Annotated in this window: 19 protein-coding genes; 12 read left to right on the top strand and 7 right to left on the bottom strand. The window is 42.2% G+C overall.

All coding sequences use genetic code 11. The features are described 5' to 3' along the window. Positions 1-44 precede the first annotated feature (44 nt). The 5 genes from BU200_RS01850 to tsaD all read left to right on the top strand — a co-directional run bounded on the left by BU200_RS01850 (position 45) and on the right by tsaD (position 5,318). Positions 45-1,337, top strand: coding sequence for a radical SAM/SPASM domain-containing protein (locus BU200_RS01850; RefSeq protein ID WP_075098534.1), 1,293 nt, complete (start codon positions 45-47; stop codon positions 1,335-1,337). A gap of 168 nt (positions 1,338-1,505) precedes the next feature. Then, positions 1,506-3,092 (top strand): ATP-binding cassette domain-containing protein, encoded by a 1,587-nt coding sequence (locus BU200_RS01845; protein WP_075098558.1) that lies wholly within the window; start codon positions 1,506-1,508, stop codon positions 3,090-3,092. Between the two features lie 102 nt (positions 3,093-3,194). Beyond that, entirely contained in the window at positions 3,195-3,881 is a 687-nt protein-coding gene (gene tsaB, locus BU200_RS01840; RefSeq protein ID WP_075098533.1) for a tRNA (adenosine(37)-N6)-threonylcarbamoyltransferase complex dimerization subunit type 1 TsaB, read from the top strand. Continuing rightward, entirely contained in the window at positions 3,878-4,315 is a 438-nt protein-coding gene (gene rimI, locus BU200_RS01835; protein WP_075098532.1) for a ribosomal protein S18-alanine N-acetyltransferase, read from the top strand. The genes tsaB and rimI overlap by 4 nt, the downstream gene beginning before the upstream one ends. After that, positions 4,308-5,318: a tRNA (adenosine(37)-N6)-threonylcarbamoyltransferase complex transferase subunit TsaD gene (tsaD, locus tag BU200_RS01830; RefSeq protein ID WP_075098531.1), complete on the top strand. Its 1,011-nt coding sequence runs from the start codon at positions 4,308-4,310 to the stop codon at positions 5,316-5,318. The genes rimI and tsaD overlap by 8 nt, the downstream gene beginning before the upstream one ends. Positions 5,319-5,991: 673 nt before the next feature. Here the strand turns inward: tsaD and BU200_RS01820 are convergent. The 3 genes from BU200_RS01820 to aao form a co-directional block, all read right to left on the bottom strand. Further along, positions 5,992-7,614 (bottom strand): hypothetical protein, encoded by a 1,623-nt coding sequence (locus BU200_RS01820; RefSeq protein WP_075098529.1) that lies wholly within the window; start codon positions 7,612-7,614, stop codon positions 5,992-5,994. A gap of 9 nt (positions 7,615-7,623) precedes the next feature. Next, entirely contained in the window at positions 7,624-8,322 is a 699-nt protein-coding gene (locus BU200_RS01815; RefSeq protein WP_075098557.1) for an ABC transporter ATP-binding protein, read from the bottom strand. Between the two features lie 493 nt (positions 8,323-8,815). Next, positions 8,816-9,997 carry an aminoacetone oxidase gene (gene aao, locus BU200_RS01810; RefSeq protein WP_075098528.1) on the bottom strand — a complete coding sequence of 394 codons (1,182 nt, stop codon included), beginning with the start codon at positions 9,995-9,997 and terminating at the stop codon, positions 8,816-8,818. A 158-nt stretch (positions 9,998-10,155) separates the two neighbouring features. On the opposite strand from aao, the gene BU200_RS01805 reads away from it, so the two are divergent. From BU200_RS01805 to BU200_RS01780, 6 genes are all read left to right on the top strand, one after another. Continuing rightward, the gene (locus tag BU200_RS01805) at positions 10,156-10,647 is read left to right on the top strand and encodes a DUF536 domain-containing protein (protein WP_075098527.1); all 492 of its coding nucleotides are present in this window, start codon (positions 10,156-10,158) and stop codon (positions 10,645-10,647) included. Positions 10,648-10,793: 146 nt separating this feature from the next. Continuing rightward, positions 10,794-12,836 (top strand): BglG family transcription antiterminator, encoded by a 2,043-nt coding sequence (locus BU200_RS01800; RefSeq protein ID WP_075098526.1) that lies wholly within the window; start codon positions 10,794-10,796, stop codon positions 12,834-12,836. 1 nt (position 12,837) lies between these two features. Further along, positions 12,838-13,122, top strand: coding sequence for a PTS sugar transporter subunit IIB (locus tag BU200_RS01795; protein WP_075098525.1), 285 nt, complete (start codon positions 12,838-12,840; stop codon positions 13,120-13,122). A 256-nt stretch (positions 13,123-13,378) separates the two neighbouring features. Continuing rightward, positions 13,379-14,725 carry a PTS ascorbate transporter subunit IIC gene (gene ulaA, locus BU200_RS01790; RefSeq protein ID WP_075098524.1) on the top strand — a complete coding sequence of 449 codons (1,347 nt, stop codon included), beginning with the start codon at positions 13,379-13,381 and terminating at the stop codon, positions 14,723-14,725. Positions 14,726-14,728: 3 nt separating this feature from the next. Next, positions 14,729-15,577, top strand: a complete 849-nt coding sequence (locus BU200_RS01785) for a transketolase (RefSeq protein ID WP_075098523.1) — start codon at positions 14,729-14,731, stop codon at positions 15,575-15,577. Continuing rightward, positions 15,574-16,497 carry a transketolase family protein gene (locus tag BU200_RS01780; RefSeq protein ID WP_075098522.1) on the top strand — a complete coding sequence of 308 codons (924 nt, stop codon included), beginning with the start codon at positions 15,574-15,576 and terminating at the stop codon, positions 16,495-16,497. Before BU200_RS01785 ends, BU200_RS01780 begins: the two co-directional genes overlap by 4 nt. 517 nt (positions 16,498-17,014) lie before the next feature. Here the strand turns inward: BU200_RS01780 and BU200_RS11640 are convergent. The 4 genes from BU200_RS11640 to BU200_RS01765 all read right to left on the bottom strand — a co-directional run bounded on the left by BU200_RS11640 (position 17,015) and on the right by BU200_RS01765 (position 19,450). Further along, on the bottom strand, positions 17,015-17,137 hold the full coding sequence (locus tag BU200_RS11640) for a hypothetical protein (RefSeq protein WP_282956227.1): 123 nt from the start codon (positions 17,135-17,137) through the stop codon (positions 17,015-17,017). A gap of 141 nt (positions 17,138-17,278) precedes the next feature. After that, positions 17,279-18,553 (bottom strand): hypothetical protein, encoded by a 1,275-nt coding sequence (locus BU200_RS01775; RefSeq protein WP_075098521.1) that lies wholly within the window; start codon positions 18,551-18,553, stop codon positions 17,279-17,281. Beyond that, positions 18,553-18,951, bottom strand: coding sequence for a hypothetical protein (locus BU200_RS01770; protein ID WP_075098520.1), 399 nt, complete (start codon positions 18,949-18,951; stop codon positions 18,553-18,555). The genes BU200_RS01775 and BU200_RS01770 overlap by 1 nt, the downstream gene beginning before the upstream one ends. 148 nt (positions 18,952-19,099) lie before the next feature. Next, the gene (locus tag BU200_RS01765) at positions 19,100-19,450 is read right to left on the bottom strand and encodes a hypothetical protein (protein ID WP_075098519.1); all 351 of its coding nucleotides are present in this window, start codon (positions 19,448-19,450) and stop codon (positions 19,100-19,102) included. Between the two features lie 390 nt (positions 19,451-19,840). On the opposite strand from BU200_RS01765, the gene BU200_RS01760 reads away from it, so the two are divergent. Further along, on the top strand, positions 19,841-20,902 hold the full coding sequence (locus tag BU200_RS01760) for an acyltransferase family protein (protein WP_075098518.1): 1,062 nt from the start codon (positions 19,841-19,843) through the stop codon (positions 20,900-20,902). The last annotated feature ends 56 nt before the right edge of the window (positions 20,903-20,958 follow it).

Raw genomic sequence — 20,958 nt, 5'->3', positions numbered from 1 at the left:
TAAATGACTATACGAAGTAAAATTGAAGCCAGGGAGGTACGGATATGAAGATGTCGCCCTACGTTCTCAGTCAGAAGTGTGATGATGGGATTGTCTATTTCAATACAAAGAATAATCATTCATTTCTAATGACAAATCAATTGTTGGAAAAACTGAAGACAGATGCGGAAACTAGAGAGCAATATAAGGCCTATCTTGAACAATTTCATTATTTTCCAGAAGACGATGAGGTAAACCAGTCTCTAAGGAAAATAGGTAAGATAGATGCTACTTTATTAGAATTTACAATTCTAACGCATGGAGATTGTAATTTTCGTTGTAAGTATTGCTATGAAAAATTTGAAAATATTTCTATGTCAAGAGAAACTGAAGATGCCATTTTAAAGTTTGCAGAAGAAAAATTGAGTACAGGCACCTATAAGTTGTTTAAAGTCTCTTGGTTTGGCGGTGAACCACTACTTGGTTATCGAACGATACAGTACCTTTCAAAAAAATTTCAAGACATTTGTAACGATTACAATGTACAGTTTTCGGCAAACATTACGACAAATGGTTATCTTTTATCTTTCCGAAAGTTTAAACATTTGGTTGAAGATTGTAAAATTCGTGGGTATCAAATAACTATTGATGGTAACCAAGAAAGTCATGACTGTCAACGGATATTAAGAAATAACAGTGGTACCTATAGTCGTATATATGAAAATTTAAAGGCAATAAAGGATAGTGACTTAGACTTTTTTTGTACAATTCGTTTTAATATTTCAAAAGAAAATGTAGAAAATGTAAAATCATTTTTATACAAAGACGGATTGTATTTTAGGGATGATCAACGATTTGGATTTTCTTATCACAATGTTGGTGATTGGGGGCAGGGTGATCGTTCTGAGAAAGATTGTGTTACTCTACTTAATTATGATGCAAGTTTCGAATTATCTACATTAGCTACTTCCATTGGTTACAGGGTCACTCTAGTCAGTTATTTTTTGAATAATCGTTTCACTTGTTATGCTAATCGAATGAATCACTACATGTTTAATGTGAAAGGAATTGTCCAGTCTTGCACAGTCGCACTCTATCATCCGAAAAATGTATTTGGCAATATTAATAAAGGTTTTATCAATCATGATAAATTGAGACAATGGGTGATTGAAGTGGAGGAAAGCTGCAAATCATGTCCATTGGTCTTAGTTTGTAAGTCTGGCCACTGCCCAATGGCCAAGCGAATTTCGAAACATTCTTCCGAGCTACTCTGTCGCAGTATGCAGAAGATAATGAATAGAAATCTAGCACTATTCGCGTTGACTAAGTCCTATCATGATATTTTAGATGTGGGTTAGAAGGAGGAATATATGGTTGTAACTACTAATGAAACTTATATAGAGGAAGATATTCTACAGCTTGCTACAAATTACGGATGTAATTCGCCATGTACACTACCGTAGACGTTATGTGATGAGAGGAGTGCTAGCCTCTCTTTTTGCTATTGGAGGTTTTATATGAAAAGAATGCTTGGGATTTATCGTTACGTTAGTAAAAAATATAAATTTTTGGTTATTTTAGGTATCTTTATGAATGGTGGAGTTATGCTAGCTCAGCCTTTAGTAATGAGTAAGATTTTACAGCTTGGGAATGGCGATTTAAGTTTTGAAAAAATTTGGCAACTATTAGTGTATGGTCTGTCTGTTTATTTGGTGATTTATAGCTTAATGCTTTTTGCAAATCATACCCATAATATCTTTAGGAGGGAAATTCATATTGGAATTCGCTCATCCTTGTTTCGGAAACTGATTGCTAACTCCAGACACAGTCAGAATGATAAGATCACTCTATTGACACAAGATATGGAATTATTGGGGGATAGGTACCTAGAACCAATTGCTGGTTTCTTATGTTGGGCATTTGTCAGTCTAGTTACAGCTCTTTATATTCTGATGCAGGATTTCCTGTTGGGTTCAATTTTTGTGGTATGTACTATTTTAAGACCGATTCCACAATTTCTCATGAACAGGCGTCTCAAGGATACTGGCAAGGAATACTCTGACTTTCGGACTAAAGTTCATGAAGAGGTTTCGGATAGCATCAATGGTAGTGAAACGCTCATTGCAAATCAAAGTCTTGAAAATAATTTTCAGCGAGTGAGCCATGTAGTAAAAGAGTATCAAGAAGCTATACAACGGTATTCTTTTACTCATAACATTGTTTTCTTTTACAATGGTTTTATGGAATTTTTCAGCCAAATATTGCCTGTGGCTATCGGCTTTTATCTGATGATGAATGGCGGGACCGTTACAATCGCCAACCTACTTACAATGTTTATTGCTGCTAACCGTCTAGCAGGACCAATTCAAAACTTGATGTATCAGGCTGAGGGCATACAGGGGGCTCAGGCTATTGCTGATAAAATTTTTGGGATATTGGAAACTCAACCGGACTTTGTAGAAGTCAAGGAGCATTACTTGACGAACCTTGATTTGCTTACTGTTGAGAGTTTGGTGAAATTTTATGGTGATAAACAAGTCTTGTCAGGCTTGAATTTATCGATAAAAATGGGAGAGAAAGTTTTGATTAAAGGTGCCAGTGGGTCTGGAAAAACAACTCTCTTTAGGCTTTTATCTGGTCAAGAAAAAGCAGATGCGGGTCTCCTCTATGTGACGGATAAAACAGGTTATCAGACAGAGGATTTTCGTGCCAATATTGGTATTATTAGCCAGCACCCATTCTTGTTTAATGATACCATCCGCTATAATCTGGCCTTGGGAGATGACTTTTCTGATGAAATTCTGCTAAAAGTGTTGGGACAGGTTGGCTTGTTGAATGAATTTACAGATATTCTCAATGTAAAGGTAAACAACAACGGTGAAAATATTTCAGGTGGTCAGCGGGTTCGTTTAGAAATTGCACGATTTCTTTTGCGGAAAAAGGATATTCTTTTGGCTGATGAGGTTACAGCAGCCTTGGATGAGAAAAATGGTAAGGCTGTTCGCCAACTTCTGCATTCCTTGCCAATTATGATAGTAGAAATTGCCCATCACATTGATGACGATATTCGGTATAATCAAGTATTGGAGTTGAAAAGAGGGGAAGAGATATAAGATACGGAGAAATAGTATCTCGGTCTTTTTCATTATTGGGATTTGAAAAAATTTTTAAGATAGCTTACAATAGAAAGGAGAATCATGTAAAGAGAGTAAAAGATGAAAGTATTAGCCCTTGATACGTCCAATCAAGCCTTGGCGGTGGCCTTGGTGGAAAATGGACAAATACAAGCAGATATGACCCTTGCGATCAAGAAAAATCATAGTATCAGTTTGATGCCGACGATTGACTTTCTGATGCAGTCAGTGGGATGGCAGCCGACCGACTTGGAGCGCATTGTGGTAGCGCAGGGACCAGGCTCATATACAGGGTTGCGGATCGGGGTTGCGACAGCAAAGACTCTGGCTTACACTCTGGGGATTGACTTGGTAGGAATTTCCAGTTTGCAGGCTTTGGTGCCAAGAGAGATTACAGGTCTTGTCGTACCAGTCATTGATGCACGAAGAAACCATGTCTATGCAGGATTTTATGAAAATGGGCAATCAGTCAAATCCGACACCTATCTTTCTTTTGACAGCCTGCTAGAAGAGGTGAGAGGCTATGAGTGTGTGACATTTGTAGGCGAGGTAACAGCCTTTATGGAGCAGATAGCAGCAAGTTTGCCAGAGGCACACTATCAAGTGACCTTGCCCTCTGCCGTTCAATTAGCCTTGGACGGAGAAGTTGCTCAGATCAGTGAGCTTATGCCGTTTGAACCTCGTTATCTTAAACGGGTTGAGGCAGAGGAAAATTGGCTCAAGGAGCATGAGGAGATAGCAAGAGAAAGCTATATCAAACGTGTATGATTGAAATTGAACAATACGAGGGGCAGACAGACCTAGCGCCAGTCCTCTATGCAATCTTGGCAGATGTCTATGCTGTCCCACCTTGGACGATAGAGCAGATTGGCAGGGACTTGGCACAGCCAGAAACGGTTTATTATCTAGCAAGGGAGGGGGAGGCTCTCCTTGGTTTTCTAGCCGTCCAGCAGTTGGTAGATGAGTTAGAAATCTTGCAACTTGCTGTGAGGAGCGATGTTCAAGGACAAGGAATTGCAGGGCGCTTGCTCGACTGTATTGAGCCGTTTTCAGGTCTAGTGTTTTTAGAGGTTCGTGCTTCCAATCAGCGAGCTAGACGCTTATATGAGCGCTATGGATTTGTAGAAATTGGTAGACGAAAGGACTATTACCATCATCCGACAGAGGCTGCCATTGTGATGAAAAGAGAGAAAGATGAATGATAGATATATCCTCGCGATTGAGACGTCCTGTGATGAGACCTCGGTTGCGGTATTAAAAAATGATGCAGACCTGCTATCCAATGTGATAGCAAGCCAAATTGAGAGCCACAAGCGTTTCGGTGGAGTGGTGCCGGAAGTGGCAAGTCGTCATCATGTCGAAGTGATAACGGCTTGTATCGAGGAAGCCTTGTTGGAGGCGGACATTGAGGCGCGTGATCTTACAGCAGTGGCGGTCACCTATGGTCCAGGCTTGGTCGGTGCCCTCTTGGTCGGTTTGTCAGCTGCAAAGGCCTTTGCTTGGGCAAACGGTCTTCCCTTGATTCCTGTCAACCACATGGCGGGTCACCTAATGGCTGCGCGCCATAGCAAGGAATTAGAATACCCCCTACTCGCCTTATTGGTGTCGGGTGGTCATACAGAATTAGTCTATGTAGCAGGACCGGGTGAGTATAAGATTGTCGGAGAAACGCGTGATGATGCAGTCGGCGAAGCCTATGATAAGGTGGGTCGTGTCATGGGGTTACCTTATCCAGCGGGTCGTGTCATTGATGAGTTGGCACATCAAGGAAAGGAGCGCTATGATTTTCCGCGCGCCATGCTAAAGGAAGATAATCTTGATTTTTCATTTTCGGGCTTAAAATCAGCCTTTATCAATCTGTATCACAATGCCGAGCAAAGAGGAGAAAGTCTGTCCAATGAAGACCTGTCAGCCTCCTTTCAAGCCTGTGTCCTGGATATTTTACTGGCAAAAACCAAAAAGGCTTTGGCGAAATACCCTGTCAAGACCTTGGTGGTTGCAGGCGGAGTGGCTGCCAATCAAGGGTTGCGTGAGCGCTTGGCAGAGGAAATCAGCGAGGTAGAAGTCATTATTCCACCCCTACGTCTTTGCGGAGACAATGCAGGTATGATTGCCTTAGCAGCAGTCAGTGAGTGGAATCAGCACAATCTGGCTTCTTTGGACTTGAATGCCAAGCCCAGCCTAGCATTTGATAGGCTAGAATAGAAGAATGATGACATTGAATGAGGAGCCAAAGGGCTCTTTTTTTATATTCTCGTATTTTGTAGAATTGAGTTCAGCCTAAAGCCTCGGAAAAAAGAGACGCAGGTGTTCTAGCTTTAGCTAGTTACAGCTGTGGCTCCCTTTAGGGATAAATCTTCCTAGCTCCAAAGGTATGGGATACCTTTGGAGGTGGGAAATAGAAGTTTGCGAAGCAAACTCTCTCTAAACTCTGCGCTGCATTTCCTATTTTCACAGTGTGCTTTATACGCTCTCGTATCTTGGCTAACTGAACACGCCCTAAACTCTGTGCGAAAAAGAGACATGACTGTTTCAGCTTTAGCTGATGATGGTTCTTTAGGAAATAGGCTGAAAACCTCCACTGGAGCTTTTCACTCGTCAAATTTGCTATTTTCACTTTGAGTTCTTAACGGGCTTTGTATCTTGTAATTGAACTCGGGCTACAACTCACTGACAAAAAGATAAATCTCATTGGGTGCAAGACACCCTGCTTCGATTTCCTATTTTGTCTAGAAGTTGCTTTACGCCCTCGTATCTTGTATAACTGAACTCGGGCTACAACTCACTGACAAAAAGATAAATCTCATTGGGTGCAAGACACCCTGCTTCGATTTCCTATTTTGTCTAGAAGTTGCTTTACGCCCTCGTATCTTGGTTTTTATTTCAATCTGAAGGTTTTTGGTGCTTTTTTGAGTAGGATGAGGTAGCCTATTCCGACGTAGAGGCTGATGCCGATTGATAGACCTAGGATATAAAGAGGGCTTTCAATTTTTAGTTGGGTATTGAGATAGGCTAGCCAATAGAGGGCACCACTAAGAATATTGTAGAAGGGATTGACGATTTCCATGTCTTGGGTGAATGGCTGGAGAATATAGTAGATAAAGAGGGCGTGGAAAGAAAAGAGAAAGGTGATACTGAACAGGAGGTAGGCGGTCAGTAGGGTGAGCTGCCAAGAGTACTGGAAATGTCCCGCCAGCATGATGATGAGAAAGAGAGTGAGGGCAAAGATACTGTTGAATTTTAGCGTCTGGATAAAGCGGTAGTTAAAGCCAGCTAGAATCGTTTTAGGCTCCCGGTAAAAAGGATAGTGGAGCATGGCAATATCACAGTTGACAAAGACCATTTGGGTGACTTGCTTGCCAAGAGAGACGGCATACATAGCCATGAGTGTAAAGGGAAGAAGGGCTATCAAGCCTTTTTCAGGAAGTTTAAACGGTTGGTGAGAAAAGAACCTAACAGTTGCAAATAGGGCAGGAATCAGCAGTAAGAAGACTAGCCGTTTCTTAAGTCCCTTTATGAGAATAGAGCGGTAACGCTGGAACAGCAGGGCGTTGAGGTAGGTCATCCCTGTCAGATGTGTCAGATCTTTTGAATTGTCCAACTTCAACTTTTCCTGCATTTTAAGCCCTTGACGGGTGTATTCGTTGCCTTGGGTCAGCTGGACGATTTTCTTATCCACAGCTAGAGATTCTTCCATACGGAAGTTAAGATATTCTGTGATTTGGTCAAATATTAGAACAGCGTGCAGGCTACGGAAAAAGAGGGGAACTTGGATGAGCAGTAGTGTCACTAAAAAGTAGCTGTTAAGAGCATCTCGCTTGAAGAAGGCTAGGAGGGCAAAGGCACAGCCGGGAAGAATAAGCGCCCAATTTTGCCATGACCAATGTTTTATAAAGATATGGCGTTTAAAGAGCCAGAAAGTGCAAGCATAGCCAGATAATTGCATGGTTGGAATGGTCAAAAGACCGACGGGGAAAAGGAGCCACTGATGAGCCAAATCGCTTAAAACAAATAAGGCTGGAATATAGGCTAGGCTATGAATGACAGGCTCTACCAGCAATTGACTCTGTAAGAATAGCTTTTGAGAGAGTTTAACGTTCACCATAAATTCCCGATTTGCTTGGGAAATAAATGGTTCAAAGCCTTGTGAGAAGCGATAGATTAAACCTGTTATACTCAACCATATAGCAAAGCCAAGTAAGAAAGCCTCAGGATGAAGAGGGAGGGGTGATGGATCTGCGTTGACAGCCAAATTGATGGCACTGGAAGCTCCGCCTACATAGATCGTCAGCCAGATGAACTTGGTCAAAAAACGCAGGGGGATGCTGAGGATGGCGAACAGACAAAAGAGAATTTTTTTACCTTTGTAGAAATGATAGACTGTTTCAGGAATAGAGGAGCCTAGCAAGGGAATTTTCCTAAGATAGTAGAGCAAACCATTGATCCGTTTGCTAAGATGAAAGGTTTCCTGATACCAAGCATAGCGTAGTATATCTTTCATGGTGCCCTCCTATTTATCTGTCAGCAAGGAAATAACTTCTTGCTCAAAGCCAGCGTCGTGCAGGCGTTCGGTTGGTAGAGCTTGCAGTGTCTGATGATGCAAGAGAACAATTTCGTCGCAGAGATCTTGCGCGAGCTGGAGAATAGGGGTGGAGAAGATGATCACGGAATCGTTCTTCGCTTCGCGGATGAGTTGTTTGAACTCGTGGGCAGCGACAGGGTCGAAAGAGGTAAGTGGTTCGTCTAGTAACAGGACAGCAGGTTGCACGATCAGAGAGAGCAGGAGCTGGACCTTGTTTTGCATACCGTGGGAGAAATCTTTGAGCAGGCGATGTTGGTCTGCTGGCTCAATGCCAACGAGGGTCAGCCAGTCTTCAGGGCTGCGCTGGTGGCGGAGTTTTTCCCTGTGAATGTCCATGTAAAAACGAACAAATTCAAAGGCCGTCATAAAGGCAGGTAGTTGTGGATGGGTCTGGGTAAAACCGATTTCGGTTGCGTCGTAATCACGGAACTGCCCCTCTTCGTCAAACTGAATATCGCCCTGTTCGAGGACGAGGTTGTGGGCAATACAGTTAAAGAGGGTGGTTTTTCCTGCCCCATTTCTGCCCAGAAGTCCATAAATTTTTCCTTGTTCAAAGACAAAGGAGGCATCTTTTAGGATGATCTTTTGGTCAAATTGTTTGGAAATAGAATTGAGGGTTAATCTTATCATGAAAGGTCTCCTTTAGGTTGGGGAGTATAGAGATAGTCTTTATAGCCGTTTAGTTTATTTTTAGTACTAGCTCAAACAGTCTGGGGATAGACTGTTTGAGGTGGGAAATGAAGAAAAGGAAGTTTTCGTTAAAAGTCGCAGGTAGTTGAAATAGTTGATAACTATTTCAAGTGACAGATAAGAAAAGTGTAACTTTTCTCAATGGTACAGCAAGAAGAGTTAACGAAGTAATAAAAATATAAACTAAATGACTATATACTCCTTAAAAATTAAAACGATACGTTCTTCCCTTAAAGCTAGAAGGGACAATTTAGAAACGCTACACTTTTCTTATCAGATAGTGAAGTCCGTCTATCTTTGATTTTTCTTGGCTATAACTTTCCTCTCCTTATCTCCCAGATAGTTGAAGTTATCTATTGCTGCTTTTGTACGATTGTTCTATCTCTATCATACATCAAAGCGCAAAAAAATTCAAGGTATTTCTTGAATTTTATGAAAGCGGTATCGGTTGCATTCCTGCGACCCAGCCAGTAGAGAGACAGTAGGTGATGTTAAAGCCACCTGTATGGGCATTGATGTCCAGAACCTCACCTGCAAAGTGCAGTCCTGCAACTTTCTTACTTTCTAGGGTTTTGGGATTGATTTCCTTAAGGTCGACACCACCCTTGGTCACAAATGATTTGGCTAAGGACATCTTTCCTGTAATGGGAATTGGTAAGGCCTTGATGGTGGTGATCAGCTGCTCTATTTCTTTAGGCAAGAGCTGCTTGACCTTGAGCGGGTAGGGGCTGGCAAAAAATTCTGCTAAGCGTTCGGGCATCAGATGTTTCAAGACATTTTTGAGGTTCTTTTCCCGTTGATCCGCTAAGAGGGTGGTCAACTCTTCCTTGTTCATCTGCGGAAGAACATCTAGGTAGGCTGTTTCTCCACCCTTGACGAAGCTGGACAGCCTTAGGGCAGCAGGACCAGAGAGCCCAAAGTGCGTAAAGAGGAGATCGTGGGTGATGACGTGTCTGTCATAACGGAGAGTGACATCATCAAGTGAGATTCCTTGGAGAGCCTTATGAGGGAAGTCGGTCAGGAGGGGGCTTTCAGCTGCTTCAATGTCAGTGACAGCCAATTTAAAATGGCGGGCAATATCGTGCCCGAAGCCAGTAGAACCCGTCGAGGGATAGGTCTTGCCACCTGTTGTGACAATCACCTTGTGGCTTGTGAACAGCTCCTGTGCTGTTTTAAGATGAAAGACTTCATCGATCTTTTTGACCGAGAGGACCTCGGTATCTGTCCGGATGTAAACTCCCAAGTCAAGCATCTTCATCTCAAGCGCTTTGATAATGGTCTGGGAACGGTCTGTCTTTGGAAAGACCCTGCCGTGGTCTTCGACTTTTAATTTGACACCATTGTCTTCAAAGAACTGGATAATATCGTGGTTGTCAAATTGTGAAAAAACACTGTAAAGGAAGCGCCCGTTTCCAGGAATGCCAGCGAGCAGATCCTCGAGTGTCCCGTTGTTGGTCACGTTGCAACGCCCACCGCCAGTTCCGGCTAATTTTTTGCCGAGTCTGCGATTTTTTTCTATGAGTAGGGTTGACTGACCGTAGAAACTCGCTGCAATAGCAGCCATCATGCCAGCAGGACCTGCTCCGATAATAATGGTATCAAACTGTGTCATAAGCTATCCTTTTCCAAAATTGTGATGCCTTGTTCTATTTATTGTATCATAAAAGGGCTTGAAGCCTGCTTTAAATGGTAGGAAAATTTGACAGGACTAGGTGGTTGTGGTAATATTTTAATGATACAAACAAGAAAAATCAAGCAATTGAGGATATTATGGGAATTGAAAAGACAGTCAGCGAATTAGCAGAGATTTTGGGAGTTAGTCGCCAGGCGATGAACAACCGTGTCAAGTCTCTTCCAGAAGAGTTCGTTGAAAAAAATGAAAAGGGTGTAACGGTTGTCAATCGGGCAGGCCTTGTCAAGTTAGAAGAAATTTATAAGACTACCATTTTTGAAGATGAGCCGATCAGCGAAGAAGTCAAGCAACGTGAGCTGATGGAAATCTTGGTGGATGAAAAAAATGATGAGATCAGCCGTCTGTATAAACAGCTGGAAGTTAAAGACAAGCAGATTGCTGAAAAAGACGAGCAGTTGCGCGTAAAAGATGTTCAGATTTCTGAAAAGGATAAGCAGCTGGATCAGCAGCAGCAACTGACCTTGAAAGCGATGGCAGACAAGGATGTATTGAAGCTAGAACTGGAAGAAGTCAAGGCGCATGCGCAGGAAAAATCAAAAGGCTTCTTTGCACGATTATTGGGACGATAGGAAGTTTGGGACGACACTTGTCTCAGACTTTTTCTTTTGTCAGAAGAACAGCCCAATGACGAGCGCCTTGGAGGCGTTTTAAATTGGGCTCAAAGAAGCTAGAATTTTAAAATGAAACGGGTTACAATAAAACCAAGGAGGATGATATGATTGATAACCGGACCATTGCAATCTTGATGGAATTGTTTGCCAATCAACAGATGAGCCTGTATGAATTGAGTATTCAGACTGGGATTGAGAAGGAACAGTTGTTGACCAGTTTGCATCAAGTCAATCAAGTCTTAGAAGCGCAGGCTTTTGCGGTGATTGAGGAGCAGGACGGGAACTATCGTGTTCCCGAAGCGCTGCTTGAGGAAAGTTATCAGATTTTTGACCTATTTCGCAACAATCAAATCTACCTGTCACAGGATGAGCGACTTGTCCTGATCTATCTCTATACCTTTATTCGGAAAGATTTTATTTCCAATGTGCATTATCAGGAACTTTTGAGCGTCAGTCGAAATACAACGCTTTCGGACATTAAGCAGGTAAAAGAACTTTGCCAGCAATTTGGGGTGTCTTTCGACTATACGCGGGCGCGTGGCTATCATCTAAATGGTCGGGAAGAAGACAAGCACCGTCTAGCTCTCTATGCGATCAGTGATTGTTTGCAGAGCTCGATCGGGCTTTGGGCTCTCGATTATGTATTGAGGTCTTGGCAGGAAATCAATGTGATTGATCTGTTGAAAAAGACTGGTCAGCAGGCGTGTCAATTTTATCAGGTATCAGCCTTGGAAGATCGATTAGACGAGTATCTCTACTTTTTGCAATTTCTAGCCATCCGTAGAGAACGAGTTCAGATCGAGATGGAGCGAGAGACGGAAACGACCTTTGCCTTTATTCAAGAATTTGTCGAGCAGCTCTGGGGTGTTTTGGCACTAAAAAAAGGCTTGACCCAAGCCTTATCGCCGAGCTGGAAAGCCTATCTAGCGCAACTCTTACAAGGGTGTTTGGAGGGCAATCTTGGGCAAAAAGACAGTCTTTTTTATCGGTTGACGGTAGAGATTGTCGAGGAGATGGAGCGGTTGTCGTTGATCGAATTTGACAATCGACTAGAGATGATTGAGGGCTTACAGCGCCATTTGATTCCAGCCTATTATCGCTTGACCTCCCACTTGGTCAATGTCAATTCCTATACGGATGTGATTAAGGAAGAGCATAAGGACTTGTTCCAATTGGTACAAAAAGCCTTGGCACCTTTAGAAGCCCATCTCGGATTTGCTGTTCCAGATAGCGAAGTGTCCTACTTTGTGATTCATTTTGGAGGCTACATTGAGGCGAAAAAAGAGCGTTCCTTTCGCTACAAAGCCCTAGTGGTCTGCCCCAATGGCGTCAGCTCATCCCTAATTGTCAAAGAAAGTCTCCGCCAGCTTTTTCCAACGATTTCCTTTGCGGATACGCATTCGCTGAAAGAGTTTGAAGAACGCCAGAGCGAAGAGTATGACATGGTATTTGCAACGATTAAGTTAGAAACGAGCCTCCCTTTCTTCTTGATCCCTCAGTTGATGACGGGTAGTCAAAAGAGGGACTTGTTTCAACTGGTCAGTGAGCAATTCCCCAATGCAGGCTATTTTCCGATTGAAATTGAGCAATTATTGTCAGTGATTGGCAAGTATGCAACGATTCATCGGGAACAGTCCTTGAAATATGAGTTGGTGCAATTTATGAACCAACAATCTTATGAACGAAGGAGACGAAGTCCTATGTTAGACGAACTTATTACAACAGAGACCTTCCAACGCTCCAGTGAGAAGCTGGATTGGAAAGAAGCGATTGCACTCGCGGCTCAACCGCTAGTGGCAAACGGTTCAGTAGAAGAAAGTTATATCGAGGCGATGATCAACAAGGTGACAGCCTTTGGTCCCTTTATTGATTTGGGAAAAGGTGTTGCTATTCCTCATGCACGTCCAGAAGACGGGGTCAATCAGATTGGGATGTCCATGCTAGCCTTGGAACACCCTGTTTATCTACTGGATGACCCGGCGCATGAAATTCGTCTGCTTATCTGCATTGCTGCAATTGATAACCAGACTCACCTAAAGGCACTTTCAGGCTTAACAGCCATTTTACGAAAGGAAGAAAATATTCAACAACTCATCAAGGCCAAAGCCTTTGATGATATTGCAGACTTAATAAAGGAGGTTAACTAATATGTTACGAATCGGTACTGCATGTGGTTCAGGATTGGGGTCAAGTTTCATGGTGCAAATGAATATTGAGTCAATCTTGAGAGACTTAGACGTTTCAGATGTAAACGTTGAGCACTATGACTTGGGTGGTGCAAGTCCAAGTGAAGCAGATGTCTGGATTGTCGGTCGTGACTTGGCAGATTCTGCAACTCATTTGGGAGATGTCCGTGTCTTAAATAGTATTATTGATATGGACGAACTAAAAGAATTGGTTACAGCAATCTGTCAGGAAAAAGGCTTAGTATGATAAGAGTGGAGCGGAAATCGTGATTTCGTAGCTCCACAAATCAGATAAGAATGTTACTCTATGGCAAGGTTGGCATGCAATACTCTTCAAAAATCATCTTATCCCTTGTCAGCATGACTTGGTGAACTTCAGTTCTAGCTTGGCTACTTTTGATTTTTTTATGGAGTATAAGCGTCAATCAGCTACCTAGAGTAATATTATCTAGGGTTCCTAGACCCAAAGAGTATGACGATCTTCGATTAGGAGGAGAAGAGGTATGTTTTTAGATTTTTTAATTGATATCGCAAAGACACCTGCCATTTTGGTAGCGCTGATTGCGATTTTGGGCTTGGTTTTACAGAAGAAGCCCCTTTCGGATATTATGAAAGGCGGTATTAAGACCTTTGTTGGATTTTTAGTTGTTTCAGGTGGGGCAGGAATTGTTCAAAATTCCCTGCAACCGTTTGGACAGATGTTTGAGCATGCCTTCCATTTGACAGGAGTTGTGCCAAATAATGAAGCAGTCGTGGCGGTTGCCTTGACAGAATATGGTACGGCAACTTCTCTGATCATGTTGCTCGGTATGGTCTTCAATATTTTAATCGCTCGTGTGACTCGTTTTAAGTACATATTCTTGACAGGGCACCATACCCTTTATATGGCTTGTATGATTGCAGTCATTATGTCCGTGGCAGGCTTCACCTCTATCGGTCTGATTGTCATGGGTGGTCTGGCTCTTGCCTTGATTATGACCTTGTCACCAGCTTTCGTCCAAAAATACATGGTACAATTGACGGGCAATGATAAAGTGGCACTGGGTCACTTTGGCTCACTTGGTTACTGGCTTAGCGGTTTCGTCGGTCGTCTTGTTGGGGATACATCAACCTCAACAGAAGATATTAACTTCCCTAAGGGTTTAGCTTTCCTACGTGATAGTACTGTAAGTATCGCTATTTCCATGTCGATCATCTACATGATAGTTGCCTTCTTTGCAGGCGGTGACTACATTAAGGAAAACTTGAGCGGTGGGACAAACGGTCTGGTCTATGCCCTTACTTTGGGTGGTACCTTTGCAGCGGGTGTCTTTGTCATCCTATCTGGTGTGCGCTTGATCTTGGCAGAGATCGTTCCTGCCTTCAAAGGGATTTCAGAAAAATTGGTACCCAACTCAAAACCAGCCTTGGACTGTCCGATCGTCTATCCATACGCTCCGAATGCTGTCTTGATTGGCTTTATCTCTAGCTTTATTGGTGGTATTGTGAGCATGTTTATCTTGATTGCAACAGGTGGTGTGGTTATCTTGCCGGGTGTTGTTCCTCATTTCTTCTGCGGTGCGACAGCAGGGGTTATCGGAAATGCTTCAGGTGGTGTTCGCGGTGCAGTTATCGGCTCATTCCTCCAAGGTGTGTTAATCAGCTTCCTTCCAGTCTTCCTGCTCCCTGTTATGGGAAATCTTGGATTTGCGGGGTCAACATTCTCTGATGCGGACTTTGGTTTGTCAGGTATTTTCCTCGGCCTTTTAGCAGATAAGGGTGGGGTAATGGCCGTTTCAGTTGGAATTGTTGCCATTTTAGCTCTGATGATTGGTTTATCAGTTATCAAGAAAGATCAGAAAGAAGGATAAGCTATGATCAAACGGCTAGAAGAATTGACGCGTTTTGCAACAGAAATTCGCTATCATATCCTTACAACTTTAAATCAACTCGGTTTTGGGCATTATGGTGGCAGCTTGTCGATTGTGGAAGTGCTAGCCGCTCTATATGGTGAGGTTCTGGACGTCAACGTCCAGAATTTCGCTTCTAAAGAGCGCGATCATTTTGTCCTTTCAAAAGGACATGCAGGGCCAGCCTTGTATAGCGCCTTGCACCTAAAAGGTTTCTTTGACAAGGACTTTCTCCACTCCCTCAATTGCAACGGCACTCGGCTACCGTCTCATCCTGATCGGAATTTGACACCCGGTGTTGATATGACGACGGGATCGCTCGGACAAGGAATGAGCGTGGCAACAGGGATTGCCTACGGTAAAAAAATTACGGCCTCGCCTTACTATACCTATACCTTGGTCGGAGACGGAGAATTGAATGAGGGCCAGTGTTGGGAAGCCGCTCAATTTGCGGCTCACCAGCAATTGTCCCACTTGATCCTCTTTGTTGATGATAATAAGAAACAGTTGGATGGGCGGACGGATGACATTTGTCAAACCTTTGATTTTGTAGAGAAATTTGCCTCCTTTGGTTGGGAAGCTGTTCGTGTGGATGGATCTAACATTGAAACGATTTTGGAAGCCCTTGAAGCGATGAAAGAAAGTGCGTCACCTCGTCCCAAATGTATTGTTCTAGATACAGTGAAAGGGCAGGGGGTGGATCTTCTTGAGGAAATGGAAAGCAATCACCATTTGCGCTTGTCGGGTCAATTGACAGACGATTTGGAAGCAGTTGCTCAATCATTCGCCAAAGAATTGGAGGTCACAAGATGAGACAAACAAAAGAAATGCGCTTGGTATACAGCGACTTCCTCGCTGAAATGGGGAAGAGCAATCCGGCGCTGGCTGCTCTGGAAGCCGACCTATCAAGCTCTATGTCGACCAATAAGTTGGCTGCGATCCTTGGTGAACGCTATGTCAATGTAGGGATCATGGAGCAAGAAATGATTGGTGTGGCAGCTGGTCTATCTATCTTAGGCTACAAACCCTATCTTCACACGTTTGGACCGTTTGCCAGTCGGCGCGTCTTTGACCAGATCTTTCTTTCATTGGGCTACGCCCAGTTGAATGCGACGGTGATCGGTTCAGATGCGGGGGTATCTGCTGAAATGAACGGTGGAACCCACATGCCTTTTGAAGACCTGGCATTGATGCGCTTGATTCCTAAAGCGCGTGTCTATGAAGTGAGCGACGACATCCAGTTCCGAGCAGTCCTTGATGAGACCTTGAAGGAAGATGGACTGAACTACATTCGCACCATTCGCAAAGCTCCGACTGCCATTTATCAAGGTGATGAAGACTTTGGTAAGGGGTATTGTGTCCTGCGAAAGGGAGCGGATGCAACGATCGTTGCGAGTGGTATCATGGTTGATCAGGCCTTGAAAGCAGCAGATAGTCTAAAAGAAGCGGGAATAGCTGTTCAAGTGATAGATCTCTTTAGAATCAAACCACTTCACCAAGATCTGCTCGGTCTGCTGGCAGGAAAACCAGTCATTACCGCAGAAAATCACAACCGTATAGGTGGTCTCGGTAGCGCCATCTGTGAACTGGTCAGCACCAGTCCAGCAACTCCCGTTTACCGTATCGGTGTGGACGAAGCCTTTGGTCAAGTGGGGCAACAAGCCTACCTCATGGAAGTCTATGGTCTTACCGCGGAAAAGATTGAGGAGCAGGTTACGACAGCCCTAGCCTAGAAAGGGTGGGTGGTATATCCCTTTATTTCAAGTTTTGATATTTTAAATACTATAGCCGTTTCGTTTATTTTTAGTACTAGCTCAAACAGTCTGGGGAGAGACTGTTTGAGGTGGGAAATAAAGAAAACGAAGTTTTCGTCAAAACAGTCTGGGGAGAGACTGTTTGAGGTGGGAAATAAAGAAAACGAAGTTTTCGTTAAAAGTCGCAGGTAGTACTGGGGTACAGCAAGACGAGTTAACGAAGTAATAAAAATATAAACTAAATGACTATAATAATCATTTTTACGCTAAGTTTAACGCTAGAATAGAAAATAATAGGGCGGTATCATGGTCGATCTACAATTTATTGATGTCGATTAGCTTCATCCTATCCGATTTTTTCGCTGGTATTCTTGCAGATCATTTTGGTATAAGGAGTAATTATTTAGTCTTTGGCAGTGTTACAGTTCTTTGTTTGCTGGCTTATTTTGTGTTAGCGAGAAAAAGAAAGCGATTTGAATAAATGAGAAAGAAATATTTATCCTTTGATAGGAACTTGTTCTGTTATAGCCGCTTTGTTTACTTCCTTACCCGACTGCTGAACGCTAGCCTTGTTGATACGAGCTAAGATTCCCAGAGGTTTATGAAAAACTGTACACATAAGAATCTCCCGCGCAGTCTTTGCGTAGGAGATTTGTTTGTATCCTCAAGAAAAGGCGATGCTCTCTGCCGATCGTCTTTTAGCACGATAGTAGTCTTCTTCTTGTGCAATCAGTCTGACGAATAGAGCCCCTCAATTCTTCTAAAGATCCTCTTTCCATGCCCTAAATTCTCCTGCCAATTGATGGTCTAAAGCCAGCTTTTCCTCCACTGCGCTATCAAGTGTGGTCTTCAAGGTGTCAAAGGTATCTGACAACTCTTCCATCTGCTTGACTTTTTCCTGCGTATAGGACTGAAAGTCGCTGACAATCTTCTCATAGGTGACACCGTTTGAGGCAAAGATCTCCTCTACCTCCCAGCGAGCGAGGTGGGTATAGCTTGAAAAGTCAATCCCTGACCACAGCCTTTCTGCCGCTTCATCTGCCTCTTGCTTCAAGTCTTTCAATTCATCTAGGCCTGTCTTTGCTGCTTCTGCCATAGAAGCCCCTAAGAGGGCACTTTGCCCCGCGTCAAGGAAGAAGGTCTCATTGGTGCTCAAGCCTCCACCTAATTTTTCCCATTTGGCTTTCAAGGCTTTGAGCTGTAGCATCTGGCGGGAACTCCGGGCAAAGGCTTCTGTCGGACCACCAATGATGGGCTTACCTGTTTTGGTATCCAAGACCCGTCCCGTCTCTGGGTCAAACGTCCAATCTCCTATATCGTGACTGGTACCGTCTGTCCAGTATATCGTCCCGAGACTTTCGTCATAGCCAGCGTTTTTGGGATGGTTAATATCATTTAGAAAGACAACGGTATCCTTGTTTTTGCGATAATCGATAAAGAGACCGGGATGCTCTTTGATAAACTCTTTTTCTTCCTCACTTAGTGACCCGTAGTGAAACCAGGCATTAAAAGTAGTGGTTGGAATCCCGAACTTGGCTCCAACCTTAATCATATAGGAGGATTGGGAGTAGCCGGACAATTGTGTGACCGCATGAACTCTGGGATCATCTAGGACACTTTGGACAAACTCTTCAGCAGGAGTATATTGCCTAGATAAATAGTAGCCCTGACTTTTTTTACCATCTGTATCTCCAAAAACAGCCGTCATTGTATCAACGGATTGAATATCTGTTGCGGCAGCAATCACCGCTACACTGCTAAAATCAGGCTCCCCATTCACAATGGGTGCTACCGCCATCCCATCAAAGCCCGTCTCGGGATCGGAGGAGGTTTTGATGACTTTGAATTGTTGATTACCGGACATCCGAATTTTATTTCTTTCATGGGGTAATAATGTATCATCTGGTTTAGCTACGATATGTTGATAATCTTTACCTTCTTTTATTTTTCTATCAACGAAATCAGCATTGACACTATAAACATTTTTTCCCCTATTTAAATAATTCAATTGTTCATCAGTATAGTTAAATGTCATTACTCAATACTCTCCTTACCATCAGAAAAAATGACCTTTATATTGCTCTCTGTACTTCCTTCATGTGAAGTCAGTATTTCTGACTCCTCCGTAGTCACAACTCCTGAGCGATTTATTGTATTAGATAAGCTATGACTTAGTCCATACTGTACAACCTGTTCATCTGAAAAAGATAGTCGGACTGTACAACTCCAATCCCCTGGTGGAACAGAATAATCGGGACTACTAATCTCGATCTTCTCAAGATCTCGATAGCTATTTTTTAAAGCCTTAACCAGACTAACTTCATATCGTCGGTTCCGTTCTGCTTCCTTGTTTTTTTGTATGTTACCATTTAGACTAAATGCCATGACTAAACCTCCTAAAATAATAAGTAAAATGAATAATTTCTTTTTCATGCTCTGTCCTCCATGGTTTATCTACCTATCGTTGAACTGCTTTTATATTATTATACACCATTTTCTGTGGAATTGCTATAAGATTTTGATAAAATTTGTATTGATATGTAAAAAATATTTAGTTGTTCAGCCATATACTAAAAGAATGTTATTCTACACTCTCTTTACCATCAGAAAATATCACTCTCACATTCCCCCCTGTACTTCCGAAATGTGAAGACAGTATTTCCGATTCTGCTGTATTCACAACTCCTGAGAGGTTTATTTCGGTGGATAAATTGTGCCTTATCCTATCCTTTATAACCCGTCCATCTGAAAAGGATAGTTGGACTGTACAACTCCAATCCCCTGGTGGCTTTGCATAATGTGGACTACTAAACTTTATCTCGTCAATATCCCGATAACTATTCTTCAAAGCCTTGACCAGACTGACTTCATATTGCCGATTCCGTTCTGCCTCCTTGTTTTTTTGTAGGTTACCATTTAGACTAAATGCCATGACTAAACCTCCTAAGATAATAAGTAAAATGAATAATTTCTTTTCATGCTCTATCCTCCACGGCTTATCTACCTATCGTTAAATCACCTATATATTATTATACACCATTTTCTGTGGAAATGCTATAAGATTTTGATAAAATTTGTATTGATATATAGAAAAGATTCAATTGTTCAGCCATATATTGGAATGGTGTTATTCAATATTCTCTTCACTATCAGAAAGTCTAGCTCTGATAGTGAGGAGAAAGATTCGAATCTCTATTTGTGTGGAACTGTAATGTCAAGAAGAAGGAGGCTATAAATAGCTTTTGCTAGTGGATACTTTTTCCTATTCGCAATTTGTGATATAATACAATAGTTTATTAACAAATTATTAGGAGAGTATGTGATGAATCAGCAGCGAAACTATGGAATTGATTTACTTCGATTAGTTTTAATGTTTATGGTGTGTATGTTGCATGTGCTTGGGCAAGGTGGAATATTGGCTACGGTGCCGGTAGGTTCTTTGGGTCATAGAGTTTTTTGGTTGATAGAAATTGCTTCGTATTGTGCAGTTGACTCTTTTGCAATTATCAGTGGTTACACTGCAACCAACCGTAGACATAGGTATGAAAGAATAGTTTCTATGTGGTTTCAAGCATTTTTTTATTCTTTCATTCTTACTATTTTCTTATCGATTCTTGGTGTGGGTGAGGGATTAGATAAGCTAGACTTTACACGCAGTATCTTTCTAGTGACTTTTGGAAATTTTTGGTATTTTACCGCTTTCTTTGCTTTGTTTTTTGCAATGCCAATTCTCAATAAGTTTTTATTCTCAATTGATGAAGCGCAGGGGAAGAAAACATTTATTATTTTCATATTATTGTTTTCAATGATGGGAATCTTCGGAGATCCATTTAAGTCACATACTGGCTATTCAGCTATCTGGCTAATGGTGCTCTATTGTCTTGGTGTGTTAATGAAAAGGTTAAATCTGTTTGTACGGAAAAAGTCAATGACGTTGATAATAGTATGGATACTATGTATCTTGATTACCTGGTTTACATATATCCAGAAAGGTGATGTATTTTATATTAGCTATATCTCACCTACTATTGTATTATCAGGGTTAATAATGGTTATTCTCTTTTCTAGGCTCCAACTTCCACCTAATATTATTGCAGCAGTATCGAGGTTATCCCCATATGCTTTTGGCATTTATTTATTTCAGTCTAATCAAGTGATTTGGAGTCATGTCCTTAAAGGTGCGACAGTATTTGTTGTTAACAAATCGATAATTGTAGGAATTCTGTATGTATTCTTCTTTGCATTTTTAGTTTTCATTTTAGGGTTACTGGTGGAGATGGTGAGAAGTAAGATTGATAGACTGCTAAACATTTCAAGTTTGAGTCAAAAGATTGTGAATGCATTTGACAAACTATTTTTACTACTCTCTAGGTTCTTTGTTTAATTTTGAAGATCTTTGTCTGTTAGCGTACAAAAAAACACCCCCGATACGACTGTACT

The organism is Streptococcus acidominimus, from assembly GCF_001921825.1.
Classification (GTDB): Bacteria; Bacillota; Bacilli; order Lactobacillales; family Streptococcaceae; genus Streptococcus; species Streptococcus acidominimus.
This window is presented reverse-complemented; position numbering and strand designations above follow the sequence as displayed.